This window comes from Phenylobacterium sp. (assembly GCF_025351295.1).
In the GTDB taxonomy this organism is placed as follows: Bacteria; Pseudomonadota; Alphaproteobacteria; order Caulobacterales; family Caulobacteraceae; genus Phenylobacterium.
On the sequence record NZ_JANXWD010000023.1, the window covers coordinates 1 to 3,833 of the forward strand.

Sequence of the window (3,833 nt, forward strand, 5' to 3'; positions counted from 1 at the left end):
GTTGCGGGTGAGGAACTGCGCGCTTCCTATTCCTCACCCGTTTTACGGGGGAGGGGACCGCGAAGCGGTGGAGGGGGCGCGGCGGCGCGCTCAGCGGATGCTCTGCCAGCTCTTCGACAGCAGGTTGGCGCAGTTGATCAGGCCGACCAGGGAATAGGTTTGCGGGTAGTTGCCCCACAGTTCCCGGCCGTCGAGGGTGATGTCCTCCGACAGCAGGCCCGCCACCGTGCGCCGGCTCAGCATCTCCTCAAACAGGGTCCGCGCCTCGTCGGTGCGGCCGGAGAGGTGCATCGCCTCGATCAGCCAGAAGGTGCAGAAGTTGAACGCAGTCTTCGGCAGGCCGAAGTCGTCGGCGCTGGCGTAGCGCAGCATGTAGGGACCGCGGCGCAGCCCGTGCTCGACGGCGGCCATGGTGGCCTGCATGCGCGGATCGTCCGGGGAGACGAAGCGGACGTCCACCAGTTGCAGCAGCGACGCGTCCAGCTCATCGCCCTCGAAGGTGGCGGCGAAGCGGCCCTCGGTCTCGTTCCAGGCGCGGCGTTCGATCGTCTCGCGAATCCTGGCCGCGCGGCCGTTCCAGTGGTCGGCGCGATCGACGAGGCCCAGCCTGGCCGCGGCGTTGCCCAGCCGGTCGCAGGCCGCCCAGCACATCACCGAGGAATAGGTGTGCACCGCCTCGCGCCCCCGGAATTCCCAGAGGCCGGCGTCCGGCTGGTCGTGCAGTTCGAAGGCCCGCTCGCCTATCGGCTCGAGCGCGCGGAAGTCGTCGGCGTTGGCGGGCCGCAGCAGCCGCTCGTCGAAGAAGGCCTGGACGCTGGAGAGGATGATCTGGCCGTAGACGTCATGCTGCAGGTGCTCGTGCGCCTGGTTGCCGATGCGGACCGGCCCGATGCCGCGATAGCCGGGCAGGTGCGGGGCGATCCGCTCGGTCAGCGCCGGCTCCAGGCCGACGCCATAGACCGGCTGGATGTGGCCGGACTTGCCGTTCAGCTGGCCGGCGGGCTGCATGCCGGGCAGGTCGCGCTGGTCAGGCTCCGCGGCCGAGACCCGCATGTCGCCGCGGCTGGCCTGCTCCACCAGGTTGCGCAGATAGACCAGGTAGTTCTCCAGCATGTCGGCCGCGCCCAGCCGGTTCAGCGCCTGGACCACATAGTAGGCGTCGCGCAGCCAGCAGTAGCGGTAGTCCCAGTTGCGCCCGGCCCCCGACGCCGCCTCATGTTCGGGCAGGGAAGTCGTCAGGGCCGCCACGATGGCCCCGGTCTCCTCGTGGGCGCACAGCTTGAGCGTGATCGCCGCGCGGATCACCGCCTCCTGCCATTCCAGCGGCACCGAGAGCGTCCGCACCCAGCCGCGCCAATCGTCTGTGGTCTCGCGCAGCATCCGTTGTGTGGCGCCCGGCACCTCCGAGGTCAGGGCCTCGTCCGGTCCCAGGAACAGGCCGATCGGCTCCTCCAGCCGGAAGGCGCGCTCCTCCAGGATGTGGCTGACCGGCGCGTCGGTAGTGAGGCGCAGCGTCGCCGCCTCGCCAACATAGCGGATGTGGTTGGAGCCGGCGGTGGTGTAACAGGCCCGCTCGCCGTAGTTGGTCATCGGCCGCAGGCGGATGCGGATGCGCGGGGTCCCGCTCAGCGGCCGCACCATGCGTATGAAGGCCATGGGCCGGTACTGGCGGCCGAGGTGGCGATAGCGGGGGCAGAAGTCGAGAATCTCCACCGCAGACCCCTCGGCGGTGTGGATCTCGGTGCGCAGGATCGGGGTGTTGCGCAGATAGGCCTGGCGGGTCTCGACCGTGCCCTCGACCTCGATGGCCCAGAGCCCCATGGCGTCCGCGGCGTTCGGGCCCTTGCCGTCCAGCAGGGCGCAGAACACCGGATCGCCGTCCACCCTGGGCACGCAGGCCCAGACGAAGCGGCCCGCCCGGTCGATCAGGGCGCTGGCGGCGCAGTTGCCGATCGGGAAGAGGTCGAGGCCTTGTCTCAATGGGGTGTCCGCACAGGGTCGTCGTAGCTCACCCTTAGCCGCGGACCCCGGCTGTTGGAATGCACGGCGACCCGGGCCCCCTGGCGCTCGAAGGCCAGGTCGATGCTGCCGGCGCCGATCTTGAGGCCCTCCAGGCTCATGCGGTCGATGCCGATCGGCAGGCTCGGGTTGTGGATCTCCACCTCGGCGCCCTCGCCGTGGATGCGCAGGCCCAGGCACCCCTGCAGCAGCATGAACACCGCCCCGGCCGCCCAGGCCTGCGGCAGGCAGGCCACAGGATAGGCCACCGGTGGCTCGCCGGCCTGACGCGGAAAGCCGCAGAACAGCTCCGGCAGGCGCATCTCGAAACTGGCGGCGGTCTCGAACAGGGCCGCGGTCAGGGCGACCACCCCGTCGCGCTCGCCATAGTGCGACAGGCCCAGCGCACAGAGCGCGGTGTCGTGCGGCCAGACCGAGCCGTTGTGATAGCTCATCGGATTGAACCGCGCCTCACCCAGCGCCAGGGTGCGCACGCCCCACCCCGACGCGAAATCCCGCGACAGCAGGTTCTGCGCCACCTTGCGCGCCCGTTGCGGGGCCGCCAGCCGGGCAAACAGCAGGTGGCCGGGGTTCGAGGCGCGCACGCGGCACAGCTCCCCCGCCCCGTCCACGGCAATGGCGTAGAAGCCTTCGTCCTCCATCCAGAAGGTCTGCTCGACGCTCTGGCGGATCTGTTCGGACCTGACGGACCAGGCCGCGGACTGTTCCTCCTCGCCCCGTCGCCGCGCCAGCATGGCCATCGCCCGGTAGGCGGCGAAGGCGTAGCCCTGCACCTCGACCAGCGCGACCGGACCGGTGGCGAAGCGGCCGTCAGCGTGAAAGACCGAGTCCTGGCTGTCCTTCCAGCCCTGATTGGCCAGGCCGCTCGTGGCGCCGCGGGCATAGTCGATCAGGCCGTCACCGTCGGCGTCGCCGTAGGTTTCGATCCACGCGATGGCCGCCTCAAGATGAGGCCAGAGCATCTCGATCAACACCATGTCGCCGGTGCGCTCGGCGTAGGCGCCGGCCAGCGCCACGAACAGCGGGGTGGTGTCGACCCCGCCATAGTAGCGACCGAAGGGGACTTCCCGCATGGTCGCCATCTCGCCGCGGCGGGTCTCGTGCAGGATCTTGCCCGGCGCGGAATCACGGAACGCCGAGACTTCGGTGGCCTGGTTGGCGGCCAGGAACGCCAGCACCCCCCGGGCCAGCGAGGGATCCACCCACAGCACCTGCCAGGCGGTAATGATCGCGTCGCGCCCGAAGGTGGTCGAGAACCAGGGGATGCCGGCATAGGGATAGGGGCCGGTCTCCATCTCGGTGGTCAGCAGCGCGATGTCGGCCTTGGACTTCTCGATCCACTCGCTGAACAGTCGCCCGGAGGTGCGCAGCCGCGCCCCATGCCGCCGCCGCGCCCGCATCGAGAACCGCGCCCGGGCCGCATGGCTGCGGAACCGCTCGCGGGTCGGAGTCGGTCCCGCGCACAGACCGATCTCCAGATAGAGTTCCAACCGGCTTTCCGGCCCCAGCGGATACATGAACTCCGCGCGGTGCTCGCTCAGCCGGAACGGCGGGTCAGAGAAGCTGATCACGCTGGTCCGCGTCACCCCGTCCAGCCCGGTGTAGCGCCGGGCAACCGATCGGCCGTCCAGGTCGGCGGGGTGCATCTGGCCGCGCCTGGCGCGACGCAGGCCCCGCACTTCGAACATGTCGCAGAAGTCGGCGTCGAATTCGATCGTCAGCGGGACGATCACCTCGTCGCGGCTGTAGTTGACCATGCAGATCCGCTCGAACAGCCGGTCATCCCACAGGAACCGTTTGCGCGCGATGTGCAG

General features: G+C 69.9%; 2 protein-coding genes. Both read right to left on the reverse strand.

All coding sequences use genetic code 11. The features are described from left to right. Positions 1–90: 90 nt before the first annotated feature. On the reverse strand, positions 91–1,980 hold the full coding sequence (locus Q0R13_RS03560; protein ID WP_293899580.1) for a glycoside hydrolase family 15 protein: 1,890 nt from the start codon (positions 1,978–1,980) through the stop codon (positions 91–93). Further along, positions 1,977–3,833: amylo-alpha-1,6-glucosidase (locus tag Q0R13_RS03565; RefSeq protein ID WP_293899583.1), on the reverse strand; the 1,857-nt coding region annotated here is incomplete at its 5' end. The genes Q0R13_RS03565 and Q0R13_RS03560, both read right to left, overlap by 4 nt.